Source organism: Aliiroseovarius salicola, assembly GCF_027891095.1.
GTDB lineage: Bacteria > Pseudomonadota > Alphaproteobacteria > Rhodobacterales > Rhodobacteraceae > Aliiroseovarius > Aliiroseovarius salicola.
This window is the reverse complement of the sequence record NZ_JAQIIO010000004.1, coordinates 178,452-204,191: the sequence shown is the minus strand read 5'-3', so window position 1 is coordinate 204,191 and position 25,740 is coordinate 178,452. Positions and strand designations below refer to the sequence as shown.

The 25,740-nt window shown below is 57.7% G+C and carries 27 protein-coding genes and 1 tRNA gene; 20 read left to right on the top strand and 8 right to left on the bottom strand.

Annotated elements, in window-relative coordinates; translation table 11 throughout:
• The first annotated feature begins 127 nt into the window (after positions 1–127).
• From rpmF to O2N63_RS09440, 7 genes are all read left to right on the top strand, one after another.
• Positions 128–337, top strand: a complete 210-nt coding sequence (rpmF, locus tag O2N63_RS09470) for a 50S ribosomal protein L32 (RefSeq protein WP_271054021.1) — start codon at positions 128–130, stop codon at positions 335–337.
• A gap of 86 nt (positions 338–423) precedes the next feature.
• On the top strand, positions 424–1,506 hold the full coding sequence (gene plsX, locus O2N63_RS09465) for a phosphate acyltransferase PlsX (RefSeq protein WP_271054020.1): 1,083 nt from the start codon (positions 424–426) through the stop codon (positions 1,504–1,506).
• Complete coding sequence (locus tag O2N63_RS09460) at positions 1,503–2,477, top strand: beta-ketoacyl-ACP synthase III (protein ID WP_271054019.1); 975 nt, start codon at positions 1,503–1,505, stop codon at positions 2,475–2,477. The genes plsX and O2N63_RS09460 overlap by 4 nt, the downstream gene beginning before the upstream one ends.
• A gap of 127 nt (positions 2,478–2,604) precedes the next feature.
• The gene (gene ihfA / locus O2N63_RS09455) at positions 2,605–2,907 is read left to right on the top strand and encodes an integration host factor subunit alpha (protein ID WP_271054018.1); all 303 of its coding nucleotides are present in this window, start codon (positions 2,605–2,607) and stop codon (positions 2,905–2,907) included.
• A gap of 65 nt (positions 2,908–2,972) precedes the next feature.
• On the top strand, positions 2,973–4,301 hold the full coding sequence (locus O2N63_RS09450; protein WP_271054017.1) for a MerR family transcriptional regulator: 1,329 nt from the start codon (positions 2,973–2,975) through the stop codon (positions 4,299–4,301).
• An 83-nt stretch (positions 4,302–4,384) separates the two neighbouring features.
• Positions 4,385–4,461: transfer RNA gene (locus O2N63_RS09445), tRNA-Pro, on the top strand.
• 117 nt (positions 4,462–4,578) lie between these two features.
• Positions 4,579–5,667 (top strand): 2'-deoxycytidine 5'-triphosphate deaminase, encoded by a 1,089-nt coding sequence (locus O2N63_RS09440; RefSeq protein WP_271054016.1) that lies wholly within the window; start codon positions 4,579–4,581, stop codon positions 5,665–5,667.
• Between the two features lie 123 nt (positions 5,668–5,790).
• Here O2N63_RS09440 and O2N63_RS09435 read toward each other — a convergent pair whose 3' ends face one another.
• The 7 genes from O2N63_RS09435 to O2N63_RS09405 form a co-directional block, all read right to left on the bottom strand.
• Complete coding sequence (locus tag O2N63_RS09435; protein ID WP_271054015.1) at positions 5,791–6,009, bottom strand: hypothetical protein; 219 nt, start codon at positions 6,007–6,009, stop codon at positions 5,791–5,793.
• Positions 6,010–6,111: 102 nt separating this feature from the next.
• Complete coding sequence (gene scpB, locus O2N63_RS09430) at positions 6,112–6,768, bottom strand: SMC-Scp complex subunit ScpB (protein WP_271054014.1); 657 nt, start codon at positions 6,766–6,768, stop codon at positions 6,112–6,114.
• The gene (locus tag O2N63_RS09425; RefSeq protein ID WP_271054013.1) at positions 6,768–7,553 is read right to left on the bottom strand and encodes a segregation and condensation protein A; all 786 of its coding nucleotides are present in this window, start codon (positions 7,551–7,553) and stop codon (positions 6,768–6,770) included. The genes scpB and O2N63_RS09425 overlap by 1 nt, the downstream gene beginning before the upstream one ends.
• Before the next feature lie 8 nt (positions 7,554–7,561).
• Positions 7,562–8,575, bottom strand: coding sequence for a glycoside hydrolase family 3 N-terminal domain-containing protein (locus O2N63_RS09420; RefSeq protein WP_271054012.1), 1,014 nt, complete (start codon positions 8,573–8,575; stop codon positions 7,562–7,564).
• Between the two features lie 31 nt (positions 8,576–8,606).
• Positions 8,607–9,872, bottom strand: a complete 1,266-nt coding sequence (locus tag O2N63_RS09415; RefSeq protein ID WP_271054011.1) for an SPOR domain-containing protein — start codon at positions 9,870–9,872, stop codon at positions 8,607–8,609.
• Between the two features lie 110 nt (positions 9,873–9,982).
• Positions 9,983–11,704, bottom strand: a complete 1,722-nt coding sequence (gene argS / locus O2N63_RS09410; RefSeq protein WP_271054010.1) for an arginine--tRNA ligase — start codon at positions 11,702–11,704, stop codon at positions 9,983–9,985.
• Positions 11,705–11,837: 133 nt separating this feature from the next.
• Positions 11,838–12,977 carry a deoxyguanosinetriphosphate triphosphohydrolase gene (locus O2N63_RS09405; protein WP_271054009.1) on the bottom strand — a complete coding sequence of 380 codons (1,140 nt, stop codon included), beginning with the start codon at positions 12,975–12,977 and terminating at the stop codon, positions 11,838–11,840.
• A 142-nt stretch (positions 12,978–13,119) separates the two neighbouring features.
• Here O2N63_RS09405 and O2N63_RS09400 point away from each other — a divergent pair, with 142 nt between their 5' ends.
• The 8 genes from O2N63_RS09400 (at position 13,120) to O2N63_RS09365 (ending at position 19,764) form a co-directional block, all read left to right on the top strand.
• Positions 13,120–13,461, top strand: coding sequence for a HesB/IscA family protein (locus tag O2N63_RS09400; RefSeq protein ID WP_271054008.1), 342 nt, complete (start codon positions 13,120–13,122; stop codon positions 13,459–13,461).
• A 57-nt stretch (positions 13,462–13,518) separates the two neighbouring features.
• Positions 13,519–14,049 (top strand): cytochrome b, encoded by a 531-nt coding sequence (locus tag O2N63_RS09395; protein WP_271054007.1) that lies wholly within the window; start codon positions 13,519–13,521, stop codon positions 14,047–14,049.
• Between the two features lie 36 nt (positions 14,050–14,085).
• Positions 14,086–15,261, top strand: coding sequence for a BaiN/RdsA family NAD(P)/FAD-dependent oxidoreductase (locus O2N63_RS09390; protein WP_271054006.1), 1,176 nt, complete (start codon positions 14,086–14,088; stop codon positions 15,259–15,261).
• Between the two features lie 98 nt (positions 15,262–15,359).
• Positions 15,360–16,166 (top strand): exodeoxyribonuclease III, encoded by an 807-nt coding sequence (xth, locus tag O2N63_RS09385; RefSeq protein WP_271054005.1) that lies wholly within the window; start codon positions 15,360–15,362, stop codon positions 16,164–16,166.
• 22 nt (positions 16,167–16,188) lie between these two features.
• Positions 16,189–17,127 (top strand): nucleoside hydrolase, encoded by a 939-nt coding sequence (locus O2N63_RS09380; protein WP_271054004.1) that lies wholly within the window; start codon positions 16,189–16,191, stop codon positions 17,125–17,127.
• Entirely contained in the window at positions 17,124–17,570 is a 447-nt protein-coding gene (locus O2N63_RS09375; RefSeq protein ID WP_271054003.1) for a GNAT family N-acetyltransferase, read from the top strand. The genes O2N63_RS09380 and O2N63_RS09375 overlap by 4 nt, the downstream gene beginning before the upstream one ends.
• 9 nt (positions 17,571–17,579) lie before the next feature.
• Positions 17,580–18,983 (top strand): protein adenylyltransferase SelO, encoded by a 1,404-nt coding sequence (locus O2N63_RS09370; RefSeq protein ID WP_271054002.1) that lies wholly within the window; start codon positions 17,580–17,582, stop codon positions 18,981–18,983.
• Positions 18,984–19,083: 100 nt separating this feature from the next.
• Positions 19,084–19,764: an endonuclease/exonuclease/phosphatase family protein gene (locus O2N63_RS09365; protein ID WP_271054001.1), complete on the top strand. Its 681-nt coding sequence runs from the start codon at positions 19,084–19,086 to the stop codon at positions 19,762–19,764.
• Here the strand turns inward: O2N63_RS09365 and O2N63_RS09360 are convergent.
• Positions 19,751–20,716, bottom strand: coding sequence for a DMT family transporter (locus O2N63_RS09360; RefSeq protein WP_333780731.1), 966 nt, complete (start codon positions 20,714–20,716; stop codon positions 19,751–19,753). The genes O2N63_RS09365 and O2N63_RS09360 overlap by 14 nt on opposite strands.
• 23 nt (positions 20,717–20,739) lie before the next feature.
• Here O2N63_RS09360 and O2N63_RS09355 point away from each other — a divergent pair, with 23 nt between their 5' ends.
• The 5 genes from O2N63_RS09355 (at position 20,740) to eno (ending at position 25,723) form a co-directional block, all read left to right on the top strand.
• Entirely contained in the window at positions 20,740–21,990 is a 1,251-nt protein-coding gene (locus O2N63_RS09355) for a cation:proton antiporter (RefSeq protein WP_271054000.1), read from the top strand.
• Complete coding sequence (locus O2N63_RS09350) at positions 21,990–22,820, top strand: PhzF family phenazine biosynthesis protein (protein ID WP_271053999.1); 831 nt, start codon at positions 21,990–21,992, stop codon at positions 22,818–22,820. Before O2N63_RS09355 ends, O2N63_RS09350 begins: the two co-directional genes overlap by 1 nt.
• Before the next feature lie 114 nt (positions 22,821–22,934).
• Positions 22,935–23,354 (top strand): Fur family transcriptional regulator, encoded by a 420-nt coding sequence (locus O2N63_RS09345; RefSeq protein ID WP_271053998.1) that lies wholly within the window; start codon positions 22,935–22,937, stop codon positions 23,352–23,354.
• 148 nt (positions 23,355–23,502) lie between these two features.
• Positions 23,503–24,399 carry a DMT family transporter gene (locus O2N63_RS09340; protein ID WP_271053997.1) on the top strand — a complete coding sequence of 299 codons (897 nt, stop codon included), beginning with the start codon at positions 23,503–23,505 and terminating at the stop codon, positions 24,397–24,399.
• Between the two features lie 49 nt (positions 24,400–24,448).
• Entirely contained in the window at positions 24,449–25,723 is a 1,275-nt protein-coding gene (gene eno / locus O2N63_RS09335; protein WP_271053996.1) for a phosphopyruvate hydratase, read from the top strand.
• The last annotated feature ends 17 nt before the right edge of the window (positions 25,724–25,740 follow it).

Genomic DNA, 25,740 nt, shown 5'->3' with positions numbered 1-25,740 from the left:
ATGAGTTGGACAGCGCCCGCGAAACCGCGTATGACGCGCCGAGACTCAGGAAACTGAACATGAACATGGGCGTGATTGCCCCCGATTAAACCCGGGCCCCGCGCCCCCGAACTCAAAGGTTGAGACGATGGCTGTCCAACAGAACAAAGTTTCGAAATCGCGCCGCAACAACCGTCGTGCCCACGACGCACTGGTTGCCGCCAACCCGAACGAATGCACAAACTGCGGCGAGCTGAAGCGCCCGCACCACGTCTGCCCCTCCTGCGGTCACTATGACGATCGTGAAGTGGTGGCCGTGGCCAGCGAAGCTGACTTCGACGACGAAGACGCAGCGTAAGGCTCTTGCCCTGACGGGGCGGGCATGTCAGGAAAGTCACCAAAGCAGGGACCCACAGGCAGGGTCTTAAGGCCAAGGGACAAAGAATGACAAATAGCGCCCCTAATCGCATTATTATTTCGGTCGACGCCATGGGCGGCGATCGTGGACCGGCAGCCGTGGTTGCCGGTCTTGCGTTGTCTGCAGACAAGAACCCGGATATCGGGTTCATTCTGCATGGCGACCAATCTACCCTCGAACCACTGGTGACACGCGAACCGAACCTAGAAGGCCGGGTCGAAATCCGTCACACCGAAGAAGTGGTCACGATGGATGCCAAACCCTCGTTTGTGATGCGAAATGGTAAAGACACATCGATGTGGTCTGCCGTTGATGCCGTACGCGACCACGAGGCCGATGTGGCCGTGAGCTGTGGCAACACCGGTGCGTTGATGCTTCTGTCGATGGTTCGGCTGCGCAAACTGCCTGGCGTCAACCGCCCAGCAATTGCCTGCCTGTGGCCATCGCGCAATCCGGGTGGCTTCAACATCATGCTGGATGTCGGGGCGGACATCCGCGCCGAAGACACCGACCTTCTGCAATATGCGATGATGGGGGCGTCTTATGCTCGTAATGGGCTTGGGATTGCCCGTCCACGTATCGGATTGCTGAATGTTGGCACCGAAGAGCACAAAGGCCATCCGGTCCTGAAATCGGCCCATGAGCTGATCACCGGTGCTGCGGAAAATGCGAACATTGAATTTGTTGGTTTTGTCGAAGGCGTCGACATTCCGTCAGACCGCGTGGACGTGATTGTCACCGACGGGTTTACCGGAAATGTCGCGTTGAAAACTGCCGAGGGCACGGCTGATTTGATGGCCGGCTTCATCCGACAATCCTTTACCGAGACGTTCATGGCCAAATTGACTGCCCTTGTTGCCAAGGCCTCGTTGGGCCGGCTCAAAGTGCGTATGGACCCTCGCCGTGCCAATGGCGGTGTATTTCTGGGCCTGAACGGTACGGTGGTAAAAAGCCATGGTGGGGCAGATGCAGTGGCGATCTCATCTGCAGTGAAACTGGCCTTTACCCTGTCACAATCAGGCTTCAACCAGAAACTCGCTGCACGGGTTGCATCCTCTGGGACGCCACGTCAAGATGGGACGTCAACGAAGGGTGAGCAGCAAGAATGACAATTCGCGCGGTTGTGAAAGGCGTCGGGCATTACCTGCCCGAACGCGTAGTAGAAAACTCGTATTTTGAAAGCATTGTCGACACGACCGATGAATGGATTCAGGCGCGGTCGGGCATTGAGCGGCGCCGGTTTGCCGCTGAGGGGGAAACCACCTCTCAGATGGCAGCAGCCGCTGCCCGCGAAGCCCTTGCGAATGCGGGGCTTGAGGCAGACGATATCGACACGATCGTGCTAGCCACATCGACCCCTGACCTGACCTTCCCCTCTGTAGCCACCATGGTCCAGAACGAATTGGGCATGACGCGCGGGTATGGGTTTGACGTACAGGCGGTCTGTGCAGGATTTGTCTTTGCCCTGACCAATGCAAATGCGCTGATCCTTTCGGGTCAGGCCAAGCGGGTTCTGGTGATCGGAGCCGAAACCTTTTCGCGCATCCTTGATATGACCGACCGCTCGACCTGCGTGCTGTTTGGTGACGGCGCCGGTGCCTTGATTCTTGAGGCCCAAGAAGGGTCTGGCACCAATGATGATCGCGGCATCCTGTCCGCAGACCTGAATTCTGACGGTCGCTTGCGCGAGATGCTCTATGTGGATGGCGGTGTGTCGACCACTCAAAATTCCGGTCATCTGCGCATGCAGGGAAATCTCCTGTTCCGTCAAGCGGTCGGCAAACTGACAGAGACCGCAGAAACCGCGCTGGAAAAGGCCGGGCTGACGGATGATGACGTCGATTGGATCGTTCCGCATCAGGCCAATATCCGGATTATCCAGGGCACCGCCAAGAAGATGGGTGTGCCAATGGATCGTGTTATTGTCACCCTGCAAGATCACGGCAATACATCAGCGGCCTCGATCCCATTGGCTCTTTATGAAGGGCGCAAATCCGGAAAAATCAAAGACGGACAGCTGGTGGTGACCGAAGCTATCGGTGGTGGCCTTGCTTGGGGCGCGGTTGTACTGCGCTGGTAAAAGCCCCTACCCATTGGCAACCATAGGTGCATTTCCCGCCACAAGCCCTTGATTTTGGACGTGGTTATTGACAGCCAAACCCAAAGCACTCATTCTCGACCCCAACAACATTTCAGGGGGACAATCAATGAGTGAAAAGACTTTGACGCGCATGGATCTGAGCGAGGCAGTGTTTCGTGAAGTAGGCCTGTCACGCAATGAAAGCGCACAACTGGTTGAAAGCGTCCTGGGACATATGTCCGATGCGCTTGTCAAAGGTGAAAGCGTCAAGATCTCTTCCTTTGGAACCTTCTCGGTGCGAGACAAGGCCGCGCGTGTTGGCCGCAACCCGAAGACCGGCGAAGAAGTGCCAATCAGCCCCCGCCGCGTGTTGACCTTCCGCCCGTCCCACCTCATGAAAGACCGCGTAACTGTCGGCAATAAAAGCTGATTTTTCAAAGACCTGAACAGGTTCTTTTGTTTTGTTTCTGACACTGTAATTCCGGGTAGATCACCATGGACAAAAAGTCACCTGACGCCTTCCGGACCATCAGCGAGGTGGCCGACTGGCTTGGTGTGCCCACCCATGTATTACGCTTCTGGGAAAGCCGCTTTACGCAGGTCAAACCCGTAAAACGCGCAGGCGGTCGCCGATATTATCGCCCCACGGATATGGAACTTTTGGGGGGCATTCGTAAGCTTTTGCACGACGATGGCATGACCATTCGAGGTGTTCAAAAGCTTTTGCGGGAACATGGGGTCAAACATGTGGCTGCCATGTCGCCACCGCTTGATTCGGAAATCGGAGAAACGACCGCGACGAATGTGGTTCCGTTTGACGCAGCTCACGAAGAACCGGACACGAATGTTGTGGAAGCGACCGCCTTGCCCACAGCCACCGCTGAACATCAGGGCGAAGACGCCACACCTGCCGAGGACGTTCCCCAGCCAGAGCTTACTGGACAGGGTGAAACTGTGCAGGCTGAAACCGAGGAACTTCAGCAAGATACGGCACAAAGCACCTCGGATCCTGTCGGTGCGTCATCGCCTGTTGCAGAGGATGTGCCGGCTGAAACAGAGCCAGAGCAAGCGCCAGAACACGCCTCAGTTTCTACTGGGGAAGAGGTTGGCGATGATCTGACCGATGCACCTTCCGATCCACTGGAGCCGATCCCGCACGACGGCCCGACCATTGCCGATACATTGGCATCGCACCCTGCCCCAAGTGATGCGGACGCCAAATCAGAGACAACTGCAGAGCCTTCCGATGAGACACCGGATGAGTACCATGTTTCGTCACAGAACGCTGAGGCCCTAGCCGATGATGCGCTAACGGCTGAGGAACCAGATCAACCACCAATGGCAGACGCCCCATCCTCAGAGGGTGATGCCTCGAGTTCGATGGATCTGTTTTCCTTTGCTGACGCACCCACCCCTGCTGATACCACCACCCCGGTGGATCAAATGGATACCTCCGAGCCTGATCCAATCGACCAGCATGCAGAGGAACCTGAGATCGAGAGCAGAGACGATTCGGATGCGGAGGACGTCCCCGAAGAGCCGCCGGCAGCTGACCCGGTCCCCGAAGAGCCCCTTCCTGAGGATGTCGAGCCTTTGGTTGCGGAGGAACTTGATACAGAGCCGGTCTCTGCTCCCCTGATAGGAGATATTTCTCAGATCCCCAGTGATGCAGAAGAAGGCGAGATTGACGTGCCCGCTCCGCTGACACTTGCGCTACGCGAAGCGCAGCTACATGGGACCAATGCTCACCTGCCGGTCTTGCAAGCATTGGCCGACCGTCTGGATGCGCTTGCCACCCAGATGAACCGTGGCAGTCGGGGCTGACGAAAAGAAGTGAGGCTCAAGGTGGTTTTCCTGCGTTTTCCGGCTTGCCCCGCCCGTGAAAATCACTATGTAAGAGCCTCAGTCGGGCTATGGCGCAGCCTGGTAGCGCGTCCGTCTGGGGGACGGAAGGTCGCAGGTTCGAGTCCTGCTAGCCCGACCAAAACACCCCGCCCTATTCGCCCCGCACGGGATCGGATATGGGGCATAAAACTGCCCGCCCCTCTTTGGGGTGGGCGTTTTTGTATCCGGGGATCAAGAAAGAGATGGGAGGAACGCAATGACAGCCGAGATCACAGCCGGTGTACTTGCAGATGTTCAGATCAGACAGCTGATCACCGATGGCGCAATTTCCGCAGCCTCGCCGATCCTGAATGACCAGATCCAGCCTGCCAGCCTCGACCTGCGCCTGGGAGCGCGCGCCTATCGCGTCCGCGCGTCTTTCCTGCCGGGACTGGGTCGTACTGTGGCAGAGCGCCTTGACGACCTGACCATGCACGAAATCGCGCTGACCGGTGGCGCAGTCCTGGAAAAAGGCTGTGTCTATGTCGTACCGCTGATGGAACGCCTTAAGCTGCCCAAAGGCATGACAGGCGCGGCCAGTGCAAAATCCTCGATCGGACGGCTCGATATGATGACCCGGGTGATCACCGATCAGGGGATCGAGTTTGACCGGGTGCCCGACGGCTATGAAGGGCCGCTTTATGCCGAAATCTGTCCGCAGAGCTTTTCTGTTGTGGCGCAGCCCGGGCAATTACTTACCCAGATCATTTTCCGTCAGGGACGCACCTTTCTATCCGACGTCGAACTGCGTGCGGTCCATGCGGAAACCCCGATTGTGTCGGGCGATCCGGTGATTTCAGATGGATTGGGGTTCTCTGTGGACCTAAAGCCAGCTTCTGGAGATCTGGTGGGGTATCGCGCCAAACGTCATTCCGGCGTCGTGGATCTGTCAAAGCTGAACCACTACGACCCTGCCGAGTATTGGGAAGAAGTCCGCACAACAGAAGGGCGGATCATTCTTGATCCCGGTGCATTCTACATTCTGGTTAGCCGCGAAGCGATTGCCATCCCGCCCCATTGCGCCGCAGAAATGGCGCCATACCTTGCCATGGTTGGTGAGTTCCGCGTGCATTATGCCGGGTTCTTTGACCCCGGTTTCGGCTTTGATGCGGCAGGAGGGTCCGGGTCGCGTGGCGTGCTCGAAGTACGTTGCCACGAGGCGCCGTTTGTTCTTGAGCATGGTCAGGTGGTGGGTCGTCTGGTCTATGAACGCATGTCCCAAACACCAGAGGCGCTTTACGGGATCGACATCAAATCGAACTATCAGGGACAGGGGCTGAAACTGTCCAAACACTTCAAGTCCTGATAAACCAGATGCGGCCCACCACCTACAAGTGCTGAGCCCATCTGTTCTTTAAGAAAAGCAGGCTCTTGGCCTGTTTTCTGAGGTCTCCAAAACCGGAGACATTCGATTAGAATATGGGCCTGTTTAGAAAAGCCTGCGGCCCGCGCGTGCGCCTTTCCGGGCCTTTCGCACCATACCCTTTGCCTGCTGGGCACGTTTGCGATCTTCAGGTGACATCTCGCCTTGCGCATCAGAGCGACCGCTCCGTTTCGCCGCATAATCAATGCCGGCGTCAACGCCTCGATTGATCACCTTGCCAATCACACGGCGAATGACCATGCTGATTATTCTGTCCATATTCATGTTTGTTCCTCATCACTGCTCGCCGGGCAGTATAGCGCAGAAAAGTGGTAATATCACGGCCCATTTGCCCCGTGTTATCTATCCAGTGTCATTTGCCCAAGGTCAGTCTTCAAAAAGCTCGGACTGTCCGGCGGTGGCCTCTTCTTCTTCGTCGCTGTCGGGGCCTGGCATCATACCGGGTGGTGGGCGGCTTTCCAGCAGACCAGCCGCGCGCAGCTCTTTGAGGCCCGGTAGGTCGCGCGCACTTTCCAACCCGAAATGATCCAAGAAATGCGGCGTCACGACAAAGGTTACAGGACGACCCGGTGTCATCCGTCGCCGGCCAAACCGGATCCATTCCATTTCAATGAGCTGGTCGATGGTGCCGCGAGAGACCGACACACCCCGGATTTCTTCAATCTCAGCGCGCGTGACCGGCTGGTGATAGGCAATAATGGCAAGAGTTTCGATGGCGGCACGACTGAGTTTACGTGTCTCGACCGTTTCCTTCTGCATCAGATGACCAAGATCATGGGCGGTGCGGATGGCCCATGCGTCCCCAACTTTCACCACCTGCACCCCACGCCCTTCGTAACGCTTAACAAGATGTATCAGGGCCTCTCTGGCGTCACAGCCATGTGGCATCCGGCTTTCCAGTTCTGCCACGCTGACCGGCTCTGACGAAGCAAACAGGATTGCTTCGACCATTCGTTCCTGTTCCCCCATGGGCGGGGCTTCGAACAGGCTTTCTTCCTGAAGATCTGTCACTTGTTCATTCATCACGATTTCCTGCGAATTTCGATCGGCGCAAATGTATCAGGTTGCCGAATGTCGATCAGCCCACTTTTGGCAAGTTCCAGAGTGGCCGCAAAATTGGCCGCAGTGGCCGAGCGGCGGCGTTTACCGTCCAGCACCCATCCCTCGGGCAGATAGGACGAAAGATCGGTCCAATCGCCCGCATAGCCCACCAGTTCGCGCATACGATCCAGCGCCTGCTCCATCGTCATCAGGCTTTCACGATCCATTACGAAAGGACGGAATTCGTCCTTGGTGCGAATACGGGCATAGCCCTGCATAAGATCAAGGAGCGTGGCGGTGTAGGTTACGGTGCGAATGCGCGTGACATCCTCGGGCACGCCGCGGGCGAAGAAATCACGCCCCAACTGGTCGCGCGCCATCAGCTTTGCGGCGGCATCGCGCATCCCTTGCAAACGCTCAAGCTGAAAGGCCAGATGAGCGGCAAGTTCCTCACCCGATGGTCCTTCTTCGGTGGGATCCGGGGGCAGCAACAGGCGCGATTTCAGGAAGGCAAGCCAGGCGGCCATGACCAAGTAATCCGCAGCCAGTTCAATACGCAGGTGACGCGCTTTTTCCACGAACCCAAGATATTGTTCTGCCAGTTCGAGGATCGAGATCTGCCGCAGGTCCACTTTCTGCGTGCGCGACAAGGTCAAAAGAAGATCAAGCGGGCCTTCATACCCCTCGACGTCAATGATCAGTGCTTCCGCCGCCAAACGGTCGGTCACCGATATCACGTCTTCTGCAAATTCTTCCTGCTCCGCCATATATGCGTTCAGTTCTCTTCTGTTTCACCTGTCATCAGGCTTCGAAACTCGGCTTCCAAAGCGTCAATGTCAACCGGAACAGGAGATTTGCGCCATGTCAGCGCATTTTCGGCACGCAGACGGGCCTCTTCAGACATGGCACCGGTGGCATCAGCAACCTCACGCATTTCTTCAAGATCGCCATTGCAGTGCAGGATCATGTCGCAGCCCGCTTCTAGGGCCCGACGCGCGCGCAGGGTCAGCGGCCCCTCCAGCGCTTGCATTGAAAGGTCATCCGTCATCAGCAAACCGCCAAACCCAATTTCTTCCCGAATGAGGTTGATCATGGTGGGCGATTGCGTGGCGGGAGCATCAGGGTCGATGTCCTCAAAAACAATATGCGCCGTCATACCCAGTGGTAGGTTCGATACGCCCTCAAAGGCAAGGAAATCAGTGTGGTGCAATTCGCGCGCCTTGGTTGCGACATGCGGCAGCTCCTGGTGGCTGTCCATCGTGGCACGCCCGTGACCGGGAAGATGTTTCACAACCGGAAGCACCCCGCCTTCGATCAGCCCCTGAGCCACCGCCTGCGCGCGTTCAACCACATGGACCACATCCTCGCCAAGGCAGCGATTTCGCAAAATCGGGTGTGTATCGGCAAACGCCAGATCCACAACCGGTGCGCAATTGCCATCAATGCCAACTGAGAGAAGCTCATCCGCGATCAGGCGATATCGCAGGAACATGCCCCGCGTTGCATCCCGTTTGTTGAATTGCGCCTGATCCAATGCGGGCAACCACTCGCGCCAATGCGGGGCGATCATGCGGGCAACACGCCCCCCCTCCTGATCAATGAAGATCGGAACATTCCGCCCAACCGCCCCACGCAGGTCAGCAGTCAGAGCACGCAGTTGATCCGGGTTATCAACATTCCGGGCAAATAGAATGAACCCCCAAGGCTGGCTGCGTTCGAAAAAATCACGCTCCGCCCGCGACAGGGATTGCCCCGCACACCCAAAAATATAGGCACCTTGCGTCGACATGGTTGTTCCTTTGCTTTGAAGTTGCCCCGCCTTAGCGGGTGACAACCGGAATGCAGGCAGCTCTGCCTGCCATCAAAGCTGAACAGAAACGGCGCGCATCGGCAAGGTCTTTGAACCCCATGGCGCGAAGGCGATAGAAGGTCTTGCCGCCTGATTGCGCCTTTTGGATCACGCGCGTCTTGCTGGGCAAATAGTCATCAAAGCGTGACGACAGCTTTTCCCACTCGGCACGCGCAACCTCTGCGCTGTCGTAGGCCCCCAGTTGCACCAGCCGGGTTCCTGCCGGTATGGCGTCGGGCGTGATATCCTTCACGGTTTCTGTCACAGGGGTTGTCAGAGACGCTTTGACAGGCACGATCATTTTCAGATCAGCCGGGCGGATCACAGGTCGCAAAGAAGAGGACACCCCGGGGATCGAAGCAGAGATGACCATTGGACCGGCCGGTGCAGGCACAGGAGTGCTGGCTGTATTTTGCGCAGCGGATTGGATCACTTCAGCGTCCGTATTACCCGTAAGCGGCTGGGCATTGCGGCTGATTTCTGCCGCAATCGCAAGGGCGGCGGCCACTGGATCTGTCGGCAGGTTCTCGATATTGAGATCTGCTTCCGCAGGTGTTTTGACGGCCACCTCAATGGGTTGAAGAACGGGATCTTCAACCTGCGATCTGGCGCTGAGGGTTGAAGCATCCGCCGGCAGGTCCTCTTCATCCAGCGTTTCAGGTGCCGGGGCAAGTGCCACACGATCAGACGGGGTGCTGGCTTCGCCTTCAGCCTGCACTGAATTCACTGCAAGCCCCTGATGAGCAGCCGCAAAGCCACCCGGCTCTTCGGGTTGTATTCTCATTGGACCTTCCAGTGCGCGCACAACCGGAATACCGGTCACATCACGCATGGCAAGCTGATACCCCCAAACCCCAAGACCAACGACAAGCGCAAGCGACAGGGCTGCACCCGCATAGTTCACGAGCGGGGCCAAACGCGATTGATCCGAGGCTGCGACCGGGATCGCCTCGCCAGCCTGCTCGTCTTGAAACGGTACATAGCCATGCTGCGCCTGATGCGCATAGGCAGGCGGCGCGCCATATTCAGGTGCCATCGTTTGGTGGACCTGCTGGCCCGCTGGAGAAGCGTGCTGAGAGTGTTGCGCAGAGGCATAATGCGAGGGATGCATTGCCGTTTGCTGCGCTGATCCCTGATGACCCTGTCCTCGCTGCGCGTGGACCTGATGACCATGGCCAGCGGCCGATTGCGTCGGGTGCATGGGGGCACGTGTATTGCCCCAGTTGATATCTGCCATACCTGCCTCACATCCGGCGGGATGCGTTAAGCGCATCCTCTCTCCGGTCTCTGCTTCGTTGCCTCAAAGGGGCGTTTGCGCCCCCTCCCCGACACGAGCTGAGCTTGTGATCAGCGCATTTCCTCGGCCGGAGTTACGCCCAAAATACCAAGCCCCGAGGAAATGACAAGTTTCACGGCACGCGGAAGCGCAATTTTCGTGGCAGATGAGTCATTCTTGCCATCTTGTACAAAACGCAACTCTGGCTTTTCATTGCCGCGATTGTAGAGCGATTGAAATTCTGCTGCGAGTTCATATAGGTAGAAGGCAACGCGGTGCGGTTCATGGGTGCGAGCGGCGATCTCGACCAGACGGGGCCACTCGGCCAACTTCTTGGCAACAGACAGCTCGGCTTCATCCTCGATGAGCGGAATTCCGTCCAGCGACACACCCGCCTCAGCAGCCTTTTTCAACACCGAACAAATCCGGGCGTGCGCATATTGCACATACCAGACCGGGTTGTCGCGGCTGGCCTCTTTCACCTTGTCGAAGTCAAAGTCGAGCGGCGCGTCGTTCTTGCGGGTGAGCATCACGAAACGGGTCACATCGGGGCCTACTTCGTTCACCACATCACGCAAGGTGACAAAGTTACCCGCCCGTTTCGACATCTTGAACGGCTCGCCGTTTTTATAAAGCTTAACAAGTTGGGTCAGCTTTACATCCAGCGGCACTTCACCGTTTGACAGCGCCGAAACCGCCGCTTTCATCCGCTTCACGTATCCGCCGTGATCGGCACCAAACACGTCGATCAACTGATCAAAGCCGCGTTCGATCTTGTCAAAGTGATAAGCGATGTCGGGAGCAAAATAAGTCCAGGCGCCATCGGATTTTTTCACCGGACGGTCCACGTCATCGCCATGTTCGGTCGATTTAAACAGGGTCTGCTCGCGCGGCTCCCAATCCTCGGGCTTTTTGCCTTTCGGCGGCTCCAGAACGCCTTCATAAATCAGGCCTTTGGCTTCAAGGCTCTCCAGTGCGCCTTCGATACGGCCCGATCCATAAAGCGATTTTTCCGAGAAGAACTTATCCATTTTCACGCCAAGCTGAGCCAGATCCTCGCGGATCAGATCGAGCATCGCAGCCGTGGCAAATTCGCGAATTTCCACCAGCCAGACGTCCTCGGGCTGGCCCACATAAGCGTCGCCCACTTTGGCTTTCAACTCTTCGCCCACCGGCACAAGGTAGTCGCCCGGATAGGTGCCGTCCTCAAACGCCACTTCCTGACCATGCGCTTCGAGGTAACGCAGGTAGACCGAACGCGCGAGCACATCGACCTGCGCGCCGCCATCATTGATGTAATACTCGCGGGTCACGTCGTAGCCAGCATATTCCAGAAGGCTCGCCAATGCGTCGCCAAAGACGGCCCCGCGGGTGTGGCCCACGTGCAAAGGCCCGGTTGGGTTGGCAGACACATATTCCACGTTGATTTTCTGATCCGCCCCCATGGTTGACCGACCATAGCCGTCACCGGCAAGAATACCCGAGACCAACCCGCCCCAAATCGAACCCGAAAGACGCAGGTTCAAAAAGCCCGGACCGGCCACTTCTGCAACATCAATCCGTGTGTCGCCCGACAATTTGCCCGCCAGCACTTCGGCAATATCACGCGGCTTCATTTTGGCCGGTTTCGCCAGCACCATCGCGGCGTTGGTTGCCATATCCCCATGGGCCGGATCGCGCGGGGGTTCCACCGCCACATTGTCAAAGCTCAGACCCTCAGGCAGCGCGCCTTCGGCCACCATCTCTTCAAGGCTCTTGATCACAAGCGCGCGAATTTCGGCAAACAGGTTCATGTCACGGGTCCTTTTCTCGTCCCGCGCACTCCTAGCAGCATAAGGACAAAGGTCAAGGCCACTCCACGGGCCGCCTTCTTCTGACCCCAAATATCCCGGGGTGAGCGAGCTTGCCTCGCGAGGGGCAGCGCCCCTACCCCTTGAGGCCCAACCGTTTGTGTTCTTGGAGGGCAAAGCGGTCCGTCATCCCGGCGATGTAATCCGCAACGTGCCTTGCGATCGCTGTCTCATCGGCCCCTTTCAACGCTTGCTGCCACCCATCGGGCAGGTCGGACGGATTGGCAAGCATATGGGCAAAGAGCTCTTCCAGCACTTTCGTCACACGCTTGCGCATCTCCACAACCGAAGGCGCACGATACATGCGAGAAAACAGGAATTTTCGGATCACTTTCAGATCTGTCCAGAGGTGATCGGAAAAGCGAATGACCGCATGGTCCAGCGCCCGCACCTCTTCCACACTCGCCGGATTGGCCTCCTGGATCAGCCGCTTCGAGGTCACCAGCACATCTTCGACCATCACGCCAAACACGCGCCGCAGTGCCTCGTGCCGCCTGCGCCCGGCATCAAGGCCCGGGTATTTTCCATCCACCTTACGGATCATCTCCCCGACGATGGGCAATTCCGCGATCTCTTCCATGGTGAACAGACCCGCCCGCAGCCCGTCATGCAGATCGTGATTGTTATAGGCAATGTCATCCGCCAGCGCGGCCACTTGCGCCTCGGCCCCGGCATGGGTGGATAATTCCAAATCATGGCGCGCATTATACTCCGCCAGAGCAAAGGGCAGCTCACCCACCACCGGACCATTATGCTTGGCAATCCCCTCCAGCGCTTCCCATGTCAGGTTCAGCCCATCCCATTTGGCATAGTGATGCTCCAGCGAAGTCACGATCTTCAGCGCCTGCGCATTGTGATCAAAGCCCCCATGCGGCTTCATCAGCTCGTCCAGCCGGTCCTCCCCGGTGTGGCCAAACGGCGTGTGCCCCAGATCATGAGCCAGTGCCACCGCCTCGGTCAGATGTTGGTTCAACCCAAGCGCGCCAGCAATGGTCCGCGCCACCTGCGCCACTTCAATCGAATGGGTCAGGCGGGTTCGGAAATAGTCGCCCTCATGTTCAACAAACACCTGCGTCTTGTGCTTGAGACGCCGAAAGGCGGAGGAATGGATGATCCGATCCCGATCCCGCTGAAACGGTTCGCGAAAAGCGCTTTCGCTCTCGTCAAAAAGCCGCCCGCGCGTGTGTTCGGGGTGGGTCGCATATGTAGCGAGCATTCATCTGCTCCTTTTCACCTGTCCCGACAGACCTGTCGGCCTGTCAAAATCCACTCAATTGCAATTAGTTACGCGGGTCAATACCGGCACGTCTTGCCGCGCCGCCACTGCCCACCTATATTCGGATGGCGCTGAACAAATAATGGTTATTCCAATGGAACTCACCCTGCCCCCAAAAGTGACCCAACGAGCCTTTGACCGGCTCGCCGAAATCGGTGCCTCCGATCAGGGCAAGGCCCTGCGTGTGGCTGTGGAAGGCGGCGGCTGTTCCGGGTTTCAATATGACATTTCGCTCGATGATCCGACCGAAGGGGATCTGGTCCTCGAAGGCGCTGGCGAAAAAGTGGTGGTAGATGAAATGTCCCTGCCGTTTCTCTCCAATGCCGAGATCGATTTCACCGAAGAACTGATCGGCGCGCGTTTCGTGATCAACAACCCCAACGCCACGGCGTCCTGCGGCTGCGGCACTTCTTTCTCGATCTGACCCCTTCCCCTTGACCGGTGCGGCTCCCTTGCTTTGTATGAGGCAAAGGAGACATCCATGACACAACGCTATGCCCTGCTTTTTCGTCTGATCCACTGGGCCATGGCGCTCATTGTGCTGACCATGCTTGCCTTTGGTCAAAAATTTGCAGGCGAGATGCCCGTCGCGGAACGTCAGTTTTCCTTGATGGGGCATTCCTCTCTCGGGGTCTTGCTGGTCGGGCTGCTTTCGCTTCGCCTTATCATGCGGTTAACCGGTATGGCCAAACGCCCCGAACACTCTATTGCGCCTTGGCAAAAATTGGCCTCTCGCACTGTGCAGACAGGCCTTTACGCCCTCATGGTTCTTCTCCCTATCACCGGTTTTCTCACCGCACGCGTGCATGAATTGCCGGTCACGCCCTTTGGGCTTTTTTCCATCTCAACCTCTGATCCGGCCACTTTCGAGGCGATCCGCGACTGGCACATGCTGGGCACTAAACTCCTGATGGTGCTTTTGGTGCTGCATATCGGCGCAGCTCTAATGCATCGCTTTGTCCTACGCGATGGCGTCATGGGTTCCATGAGCCTCTTTCGCCCCAAATCCTGACTTAACAGTCCCGCCCGAACCCTGTATGGGGCGGGGATGCAATACGACACGATCATCATCGGCGCCGGGGCTGCGGGTCTCTTTTGTGCCGCCCATACGGGCGGGCGCACCCTGCTGATCGACCATGCCAAACGTCCGGGCGAAAAGATCCGCATCTCTGGCGGCGGGCGGTGCAACTTTACCAATATGTATTGCGAACCCAATAATTTCCTCGGTGAAAACAGACACTTCCACAAATCTGCCCTATCGCGTTACACGCAGTGGGATTGGGTCGCCAAGATGGATCAGGCCGGAATTGCCTGGCATGAAAAGATGCTCGGGCAGCTTTTTTGCGATGAAAAAGCTACGCAGATTGTGGATTTGCTGGTGAAGGATGCCAAATCCGCTGGGACCGAGATCTGGCTCGGCTGTGGTGTACAATCGGTAGATCACGGGCCGGATGGTTTTTCGGTCGACACAGATCAGGGCAAGGTACAGGCCCGCAACCTTGTGATTGCAACGGGTGGCAAATCGATCCCCAAAATGGGCGCCACCGGCTTTGCCTATGACATTGCCCGCCAGTTTGGTCACGAGGTCACGGAAACCCGCCCCGCCCTTGTCCCCTTCACCTTCCCAGACGGCCGATTTGCTGCGCTTTCAGGCCTGTCACTTCCCGTACGTATCTGGAATGCGCAGGCGAGTTTCGAAGAGGCGCTGCTCTTCACCCATCGCGGCCTCTCTGGTCCCGCGATCCTGCAAATCTCGTCTTACTGGCGCGAAGGCGAAAGCGTCACAATCGACCTGACCGGCGGGCAAGATCTTTTTTCTGCATTGCGCGATCAGCGCCAAAAAGAGGGCCGGCGCAACCTAACCACAGAACTTGGGCGGCTATTGCCTGCCAAGCTGATCGATTTCCTTGCCCCGGAACTGGGGCTTTCCGGTAATCTTGCAGACCAATCCGACGCCCGCTTGCGCGAGATCTGTGATGCGCTGGCGAACTGGTCCGTCACCCCCTCGGGATCGGAAGGCTATCGCACGGCCGAAGTCACCCTGGGCGGCATCGCCACCTCGGGTCTCGACAGCAAAACGATGATGTCGAAGCACCAGACAGGGCTTTATTTCATCGGTGAATGTGTGGATGTAACCGGTTGGCTGGGCGGGTTCAATTTCCAATGGGCCTGGGCCTCGGCCCATGCAGCGGGCAAAGCAATCGCTGCCGGGGCTGCACGCTGATCAGCCATTTCCGGCCACCTGTCCCGCGCGCCCGTTAAACCCTTGTGCCTGCCCGTGTTTCCCCCCACATTGGGCGCGCACGAACAGGGGAACACAGAATGAAGATTGCAAGTTTCAACATCGCCGGGATCAAGGCCCGCATGCCTGCGCTGACCGCATGGCTGGAAGAGGCCAAACCCGACGTGGCGATCCTGCAAGAAGTGAAGTCGGTGGACGAGAACTTCCCGCGCGAACACTTTGAGAACATGGGGTACAACGTTGAAACTCATGGACAAAAGAGCTTCAACGGCGTGGCGATCTTGTCGAAATATCCGCTGGAAGACGTGATGTGTGGCCTGCCGGGCGACGACAGCGACGAACAGGCGCGCTATATCGAAGCGAATGTGGTTAACGAGCGTGCCGTGCGCGTCTGCGGGCTTTACCTCCCCAATGGAAACCCGGTCGAATTCGATGCGGAGGGCGCCCCGATCCACGATGGAAAATATGGCTATAAGCTCGGCTGGATGGCCCGCCTGCATGCACGCGCCGAAGAATTGATGGCCGCCGAAGAACCGTTTCTCATGGCAGGCGATTACAATGTCATTCCGCAGGCTGAAGATGCCGCACGCCCCGAAGCCTGGACCAAGGATGCGCTGGCGCTGCCCGACAGCCGCAACGCTTATCGCAAACTCATGAACCTCGGACTGACCGAAGCCTTCCGCAACCGCAACCCGGCGCCGGAGCAATACACATTTTGGGATTTTCAACGTGGGGCCTGGAACCGCAATGACGGGATCCGTATTGACCACTTCCTGTTGTCGCCGGAATGTGCTGACCTGCTGAAAGATTGCCAGATCGACAAAGAGATACGCGGTCGGGAAAAACCGTCGGACCACGTACCAATCTGGATTGAGCTGGCAGCTTAATGTCGCGGGGCAAATATCAGATATGAAACGCAAAATTATCATCGATACCGACCCCGGGCAAGATGACGCGGTTGCAATCCTTCTGGCTCTGTCCAGCCCCGAAGATGTGGACGTTTTGGGCATCACCGCCGTGGCTGGAAATGTGCCGCTGTCTCTGACGCAGAAAAACGCGCGGATCATCTGTGAAGCCGCGGGAAAATCCGACACCAAAGTCTTTGCTGGCTGCGACCGCCCAATGGCACGCGATCTGGTCACGGCGGAATATGTGCATGGCAAAACCGGGCTGGATGGGCCGGAATTGTGGGAGCCGCAGATGCCCCTTCAGGACGGGCATGCGGTGGATTTCATCATTGAAACCCTGCGCACAGAGCCCCCCGGCACGGTCACTCTCTGCCCACTGGGGCCGCTCACCAACATTGCCACCGCCTTCACTCGCGCCCCGGATATCGTGGAGCGCGTGCAGGAGATTGTGCTGATGGGCGGGGCGTATTTCGAAGTGGGCAATGTCACCCCTTCGGCAGAGTTTAACATCTACGTCGATCCGCAAGCTGCTGACATTGTGTTCAAATCAGGCGTTCCAATTGTCGTGATGCCGCTGGATGTCACACACAAGGTGCTGGTCACCAAACCGCGCAATGATGCGTTCCGCGCTTTCGATTCCAAAGTCGGGTTATTTGTGGCTGAGATGACGGATTTCTTTGAACGCTTCGACCGCGAGAAATACGGCTCCGAGGGTGCCCCCCTGCATGATCCAACTGTGATCGCCTACCTGATCAAACCAGAACTCTTCTCTGGTCGTCATGTGAATGTCGAAATTGAAACCGAGTCCGAGCTGACCCTTGGAATGACCGTTGCGGATTGGTGGGGCGTGACCAAACGCGCCCCAAATGCGATGTTCATGGGGGATGTGGATGCAGACGGATTTTTCACCTTGCTTACGGAAAGGCTGGCCCGGTTATGAGCGCTTTGCGACTTGCCACGATGGACGATCTCGAACGGCTGACCAAATTGGTCGCCGGATTTCACGAGGGCCAAGGCATCCAACAGGATGACGAAACACGGCGCGGGGCCCTGGTGCCGTTGCTCGAAGGCTCACCACATGGCGCGATCTGGATGATTGGCCCGCGTTCTGCTCCGGTGGGCTATATCGCGGTCAGCTTCGGCTGGTCGATTGAGTTTGGCGGGCTAGATGCGTTTCTGGACGAATTTTACGTGCGCGAGCGTGTGCGTGGTCGGGGCATGGGGTCCGAGGCGATGCTTGCGCTGACTCGTGCCCTGTCAGGACAGGGAATCAAAGCGATGCATCTGGAAGTCGACACGGAAAACGCACGTGCGCGCACGCTTTATGGGCGGATCGGCTTTTCGTCGCGTGATCGTTACCACCTGATGTCGCGGATCCTGTAAACTCATCCCATGAGCACCGTATTCGACAATTCCTACGCCCGCCTCCCGAAACGGTTCTACAGCCGATTAAATCCGATGCCGGTCAAGGCCCCGGCGCCGTTGGTCATGAATGAAGAGTTGGCCCACGAGCTGGGCTTTGATCCGACAGAGCTGACACCAGACGTGCTGACCGGAAACAACTTGCTGCCCGGCACTGAGCCCCTCTCACAAGCCTATGCAGGTCATCAGTTCGGTGGCTGGGTCCCTCAGCTGGGGGATGGACGGGCTTCGCTTCTGGGAGAGGTGACCGGAGATTTTGGGCGCCGTGACATCCAGCTCAAGGGGTCCGGTATCACCCCCTATTCGCGCAATGGCGACGGGCGGGCGTGGTTGGGACCGGTAATGCGAGAGTATCTTGTGTCCGAGGCCATGCACGCCATGGGCATCCCAACCACACGCGCATTGGGGGCCGCCCTGACCGGTGAAATCGTGCAGCGTGAGCGCGCCTATCCCGGTGCGGTTCTGATGCGTGTCGCGGCAAGCCATATCCGGGTTGGAACCTTCCAGTTTTTTGCCGCGCGGCAGGACAAAGAGGCGCTGGAGCTGCTGCTTGAACACGCCATTTCCCGCCATTACCCCGGCACCGAAGGCCCGGTGGCGTTTCTCTCTGCCGTGATGGAGCGGCAGGCGGAACTGGTCGCAGCATGGATGTCGGTGGGGTTCATTCACGGCGTGATGAATACGGACAATATGGCCGTGTCCGGCGAGACCATCGACTATGGCCCCTGTGCCTTCATGGACGCCTATCACCCGCGCACGGTGTTTTCCTCGATCGATCAGATGGGGCGTTACGCCTATGCCGCGCAACCGGACATGGCGCTTTGGAACCTCGCGCAGCTGGGCACAGCGCTTCTGCCCCTGATGACAGATCAGGATGCCGCCATAGAAGAGATGAATGAGGTGCTGACATCTTTCCCGGAACTCTTCCAGACCGCATGGATTAGGCGTTTCCGGGCCAAGATCGGGCTTATTCGCGAAGAAGAAGGGGATATGGATCTGATCACCGGGCTTCTGAGCCGTATGGCCACCAGCCAGTCAGATTTCACCTGGACTTTCTCGGGGCTGCTTTCAGGGGCGGCGAAGGCCGAGTTCAACGAAGATGAAGCGTGGGACAGCTGGGCGACGGACTGGCGCGCGCGGTTGGCGCGCGAGGACAACCCAAAAGCGGTCATGGCCGCAGCCAACCCGGTGGTAATCCCGCGCAATCATCAAATCGAAGCGGCCATTCAGGCCGGTGTCGATGGCGATCTTGGACCGTTTCAACGGCTTGCGAGTGCATTCATACGGCCCTACGCTCCGAAAGAGGCAGATATGGATCTGACCCTGCCGCCCAAACCAGAGGAGCGGGTGATGCGGACATTCTGCGGGACATGAAGGACGGACCGGGAAAGGGGCTCTGCCCCTCGCGGCTTTGCCGCTCACCCCGGGATATTTCAGGCAAGAGGAAGGGGGCGGCCCTGTGGAGCTGTCGCTTTTGACATATAATATACGCAAGGCGATTGGATTGGATCGGCGGCGCGACCCTCATCGGGTCATGGAAGCCATCTGCCAGGCAGACGCCGATGTGGTAGTGCTGCAGGAAGCCGACCGCAGGCTTGGGCAGCGCAAAGCTGCCCTGCCCTTTCAACTGATCGAAGATGAGAGCGATTATGAGGTGGCCCCATTGGCTGCCAATGGCGTTTCGCTTGGCAGCCATGGCAATGCCATTCTGGTACGACGCGGAGTGAAGATGGCGCGCCCTGAGAGAATTTCACTTCCCGGACTAGAACCGCGCGGAGCGGTTTCAATTGAGATTGCCGGTGGTTTGCGTGTGGTTGGCTGTCATTTGGGGTTGATGCGTCGCTATCGCCATCAACAGATGCGCAGATTGGCGGAGGCGCTTGAGCAGGGCACCTTGCCCACTGTCATCCTAGGCGATTTCAACGAATGGTCCCACCATCGCGGCTTTGAACCAATGGACCGGGAATTCGATATTCACGACTTTGGCAAAAGCTATCACGCCTCGCGCCCCGTGGCGGCGCTGGATCGGCTTATAATCAGTCCGGGTGTCGAGATCTTGGAAGGGCATGTGGTGATGACGCCCCTGACCCGGATCGCTTCGGATCACTTGCCGGTCTGGGCACGGATCTCTGTGAACGTGGTTAGCGGCGATTGATCAGAATGATCCCCAATGCAACCAAGACCAGCGCCCCTATCGCGGAGGCCGTCACCTGCTCGCCCAGCCAGGCCCATCCCATCGCCACCCCAAAGATCGGCGACAGAAAGGCGAAAGAGGCGACCGAAGACGCTTTGTACTGTTTCAGAAGCCAGAACCAGAACAGGAAAACGCCCGACGCGATGAACACGGATTGGAAGGCAATGCCCCAGTAGTGGGCCGGTTGCAGGTCGCGGATCAATGGACCGAAGAGTGGGGCTGCGATCAACAATACCGGCGCCGAGACAAGCACTTGCCAGAATATCTGCATGTCAGGTGAGAGGGTTCTAAGCGGTGTGAGCCGCGCGCAGAGCGACACCCCCATCCAGCCCAGCGCAGCGCCCAACGCGGCCAGATCCCCCCACAGGCTTACCTCACCTCCGAGAGAGCCGCGATCAAGGATCGCCCAGATCACGCCACAGAAGGCCAGCAAAAGCCCCCCGGATTTCACCGGGTTGAGCTGTTCTCCTGGCAAGGTGAAATGCGCCGCCAATGCCATCCAGACCGGCATGGAGTAGAAAATGATCGAAACGCGGGTCACGGTGGTGAGATCCAGTGCCACAAACAGGCAGATGAACTCGACCGAAAAAACAAGGCCGATCAGAATGCCTGCCCCAAGAGTGGCCCGGGTGAACTCAAACGGCACGCGGCGCAGCCCCATCCACAGCGCCAGAACCGCAATTGCGCCAAAGCTGCGCAAAGACGCGCCAAAGACGGGTTGAAAACCTTCGTTGGTGAGTTTGATCACAACTTGATTGACCGCCAGCAGCACAAAGACCCCAACCAGAGAGGCCGCGCCCACCCCATCCATATGCTGCTTGTCATCCATCTGGTGAAGGGACAGGGTTCCTGCGGTCACGTCAAGCCATTTATGTTGCAAACCCATCATGTTATGAGGGAGCCATTCGCTCATATTGATCAGGCCCGGAGCCCAAAATGACATTTCTGCAAATTGCGTCCCTTCTTATCGTGCTGGCCGGTGTATTTGGGGCCATCAACTATCTCTTTCTGAAACTGCCTTCCGCAATCGGCATTCTGGTGGTGTCGCTGCTGGCATCGATTGCGATCATGTTGCTGGACGTGATTGCCCCGGGTTTGGGGGTTGCGGATCAAGTACGAACGACCGTCACCGGTATTGATTTCTCGGACGCGCTTTTGGAAGGGATGTTGGGACTGTTGCTGTTTGCGGGCGCGCTGCATGTAAAAATTTCGGATCTGCGGGCGCAATGGCGTGTGGTGCTTTTGATGGCGACCATTGGGGTGGCCTTATCCACCACCATTATCGGGGTTGGGTTTAGTTGGCTCACTGGAATGCCGTTCCTGATCGCTTTGGTGTTCGGGTCGCTGGTCTCGCCGACCGATCCGGTGGCGGTTCTGGGGGTCTTGCGCGAAGCGAACTTGCAGAAATCACTGGAAACCAAGATCGCAGGGGAAAGCCTGTTCAATGACGGGGTGGGCTATGTTGTGTTTCTCGTGCTGGTCGGGCTGGCATTTCCTTCGGGTGATGCACATCACGAACCGGGCTTGCAATCCGCGGCGATCCTGTTTGTGCAAGAGGCTGTGGGCGGGGCCCTGTTGGGGATTGCTCTTGGATGGCTCACATTTCGGATCATGCGCCAAATTGATGATTATTCACTGGAGGTGCTGCTGACGCTGGGCCTTGCGTTTGGTGGCTATGAACTTGCGGTTGCCTTGCATTTCTCAGCCCCGATCATGGCGGTCTGTGCGGGGCTTCTGATCGGCGATGTTGGGGCAAAACACGGGATGAGCGAGGAAACCCGCCTTTACGTGGATGCGTTCTGGAAGCTGATCGACGAGATCCTGAATGCGGTCCTGTTCCTGATGATTGGCTTTGAGGTCTTTGCTGTGGCCTTTACCGGGGATGCGGTTATGGCTGGGATCTTTGCCATCGCCTTGGCGCTTGTTGCCCGCCTGGCGGCCGTGGCGGTGCCGGTCCTGATCCTCAAACCTTTCCGCAGCTTTTCAAGGGGCGTGATCCCGATCATGACCTGGGGTGGTCTCAAAGGCGGGATTTCGGTGGCGCTGGCCCTGTCCCTGCCCGACAACGCATGGAAACCACTGATCCTCACCGCCACCTATATCATTGTGGTGTTCTCGATTATCATTCAGGGTCTGACCGTGGCGCCACTTGCCACACGTCTTGGCCGCGAACCGGAGCTGATGTAATGCGCTATTTTGTTTATGACGTTTTCACCGACACGCCATTTGGTGGAAACCAACTGGCGATCATTCCGGATGCGGGCGACCTGACCGATGCGCAGATGCAAACCATCGCGCGAGAGTTCAACTTTTCGGAAACGAGCTTTGTCCTGCCACCGAAGGATCCCGGCCACACTGCCCGCGTGCGCTATTTCACCCCTGCTCGGGAACTGCCTTTCGCCGGTCACCCGACCATTGGCACTGCGGTGATGATGGCAGACGAAAATGGTATCGAGGATATGGTACTGGAACTGGGTGTCGGGCCGCTGTCCTGCCGCGCGGCTGAAGGATGCGCTTCGTTTTTCACCGAACATCCGCTTGAAGTGAAAGGGCACCCGGCGGCAGAACTGGTGGCCCATGCCATGGGCTGCGAGATCGGCAATCTGCGCAGTGTTCCGGTGTTGGCGTCTCTTGGTGGGGATTTTGTCTATGCGCAATTGGACAATCGGGAAACCCTGTCCAAGCTCTGCCCTGACATTGAAGCAATGCGCGAAGGGGCGGCGCTGTATCCGGGCAACCATGACTTTGCCGTCTACCCCTATGTGCTCGAGGGAAACACTGTCCACGCCCGCATGTTTGCACCGTTGGATGGCATTCCCGAAGACCCTGCAACCGGTTCTGCGGCAGCCCCGCTCGCAGCTTTGCTTTGCAAAACGCTTGGACGCCGGGTTGAAATCACGGTTCATCAGGGGGACGACATGGGGCGCCCCTCTCGCATCGCGCTCACCGCAGATCAGGATCGGGTCACTGTCACCGGCAAAGCCGTAAAAGTAATGGAGGGGACGCTCTTCCTGTAACGGGAAATTGGGAAGTGCTCCTCCTCTACGCCAAATCCCCCGGTTCCCCCGCCCCACAATTCACGGCATAAATGTCCAAAGGAATCGTAAGGCTCACCGATCATGTCAAATACCATGTCAGACAAAACCATTCTTGCCCGATGCGAGGGAAAAGGCCTGCGCATGACAGAGCAACGCCGGGTGATTGCCCGCGTGTTGCAGACGGCCCATCGCGATCACCCTGATGTGGAAGAGCTTTATGCACGTGCCTCGGAAATCGACTCCGGCATTTCGCTGGCCACCGTCTATCGCACGGTCAAGCTGTTTGAAGAGGCTGGCATTCTGGTCAAGAACGAGTTTGGCGACGGGCGCGCTCGCTATGAAAGTGCTGATCGCGATCACCATGACCACCTGATCGACCTGACAACCGGCAAGGTGATCGAATTTGTCGACCCCGAGATCGAAGCATTGCAAGAAAAGATCGCCAAGAAATTGGGCTATAAGCTCAAGGATCACCGGCTTGAGCTTTACGGCGTGCCGCTTGATAAGACCTGAGCCCTAAGGGCATCGCCCATCTCCCAGGCAACTGGCACAGCGGCCAATCAGATCCATCACCAAACGGAATGAGATCCATCACACTTCCCGGCTTGTTCTGGGACACAAATTCCGGTTCTGTCGCGCGGCACATCATCGGGTTCTGAACATGCAAAATATCCGCGGAATCATCCTCGTCACCTTCTCCATGGCGGCTTTTGCGCTCGAGGACGCCTTTATCAAATCAAGCTCATCCGGTCTGCCGGTCTCAGAAGTATTGGTGTTTTTGGGATCAGGAGGGGCCATAGCCTTTGCAGTGATCACCTATTTGACCCGAGGTAGTCTTGCGCCATTGGTGCATCACGACATGCGGTCCCCAATGATGGTTTGGCGCGCAATCGCCGAAGGCGTTTCGGCGATGTTCTTCATCACCGCTTTGTCGCTGGTCCCCATCTCAACCGTGGCTGCCGTGTTTCAGGCGACCCCCCTTGCCATCACCGCAGGCGCTGCGCTCTTTCTTGGCGAAACAGTTGGCTGGCGACGCTGGACAGCCATTGGTGTCGGTTTCATCGGCGTTCTTCTGATCATCCGCCCTGGGGCAGACAATTTTGACATGGCGGCGCTTTTCCCGATTGCGGCGGTCTTCGGGATTGCCTTACGGGATCTGATCACACGACAGATAGATCCGTCGATCCCGTCAACATCGGTCAGCTTCTACGGCTTCTTTTCCCTGATCCCCGCAGGTCTTTTGATGATCCCTGTCACCGATCCTTTTGTGATACCGCAAGGCACGCAATGGGGGATCCTTTTGGGTGCGATGGTGTTTGGTGTCGCAGGGTATTACGCCATCGTTCTGGCCATGCGTATCGCCGAAACCTCGATCATCATGCCCTTTCGCTATTCGCGGCTGATCTTCTCGATCATCCTCGGCATGATCATATTCGGAGAACGCCCGGATGCGCTCACCTATCTAGGTGCTTTCATCATCATCAGTAGCGGAATTTACATGTTTCTGAGAGAAGCTCGCGCTAACAATCGAAGCGCCCGGTTGCCCGACGCGGCCTGACGGGTTAAAGAGCCTCAACTGAAGTTTTCTTCTTATTGGGAGCGCTAACATGAGCACCATCGTCGATATTTTCGCCCGCGAGATCCTGGACAGCCGCGGCAACCCGACCGTAGAGGTCGATGTCCTTCTGGAAGACGGCACACTGGGCCGTGCCGCTGTCCCGTCGGGTGCCTCGACCGGTGCGCATGAGGCCGTCGAAAAACGTGACGGCGACAAGTCGCGCTATCTGGGCAAAGGGGTTCTGGCGGCTGTTGAATCCGTAAATGGCGAGATTGCCGAAACCCTGATCGGTTTCGATGCCACCGAGCAGGAAGCCATTGACGCTGCCATGATCGAACTGGATGGCACCGAGAACAAAGGCCGTCTGGGTGCCAACGCCATCCTCGGCGTGTCGCTCGCTGTCGCCAAAGCCGCTGCCGACGCCTCGGCCCTGCCGCTCTACCGCTACGTAGGTGGTGCTTCTGCCCGCGTTCTGCCGGTGCCGATGATGAACATCATCAATGGCGGTGAACATGCCGACAACCCAATCGACATTCAGGAATTCATGATCATGCCGGTCTCGGCGGAAAACATCCGTGAGGCTGTGCGCATGGGCGCCGAAGTGTTCCACACCCTGAAGAAAGAGCTGCAGGCGGCGGGTCTTTCGACCGGTATCGGTGACGAGGGTGGCTTTGCTCCGAATATCGCCTCGACCCGCGACGCGCTCGATTTCATCATGAAGTCGATTGAAAAGGCTGGCTACAAGCCGGGCGAAGAGATCTACCTCGCGCTCGATTGCGCCGCGACCGAATATTACAAGGGTGGCAAATATGTCCTGTCGGGCGAAGGCAAGGAACTGACCTCGGAAGAGAACGCTGACTACCTCGCCGCCCTCTGCGACGATTACCCAATCATCTCGATCGAAGATGGCATGTCGGAAGATGACTGGGACGGTTGGGTAGCGCTCACCAAGGCGATTGGCGACAAGGTGCAGCTGGTCGGCGACGACCTCTTTGTGACCAACCCGACCCGTCTGGCAGATGGGATCAGCAAGGGTGCGGCCAATTCGATGCTGGTGAAAGTGAACCAGATCGGCTCGCTGTCCGAAACGCTGAAGGCCGTCGATATGGCCCACCGCGCGCGTTACACCAACGTGATGTCGCACCGTTCGGGCGAAACCGAAGACGCGACCATTGCTGACCTCGCCGTGGCCACCAATTGCGGCCAGATCAAAACCGGCTCGCTGGCACGTTCAGACCGGCTCGCCAAATACAACCAGTTGATCCGCATCGAGGAACAGCTGGGCGCCACTGCCGAATACGCAGGTCGCAGCATTCTGAAATAAATCCAGATGTGGTAAGC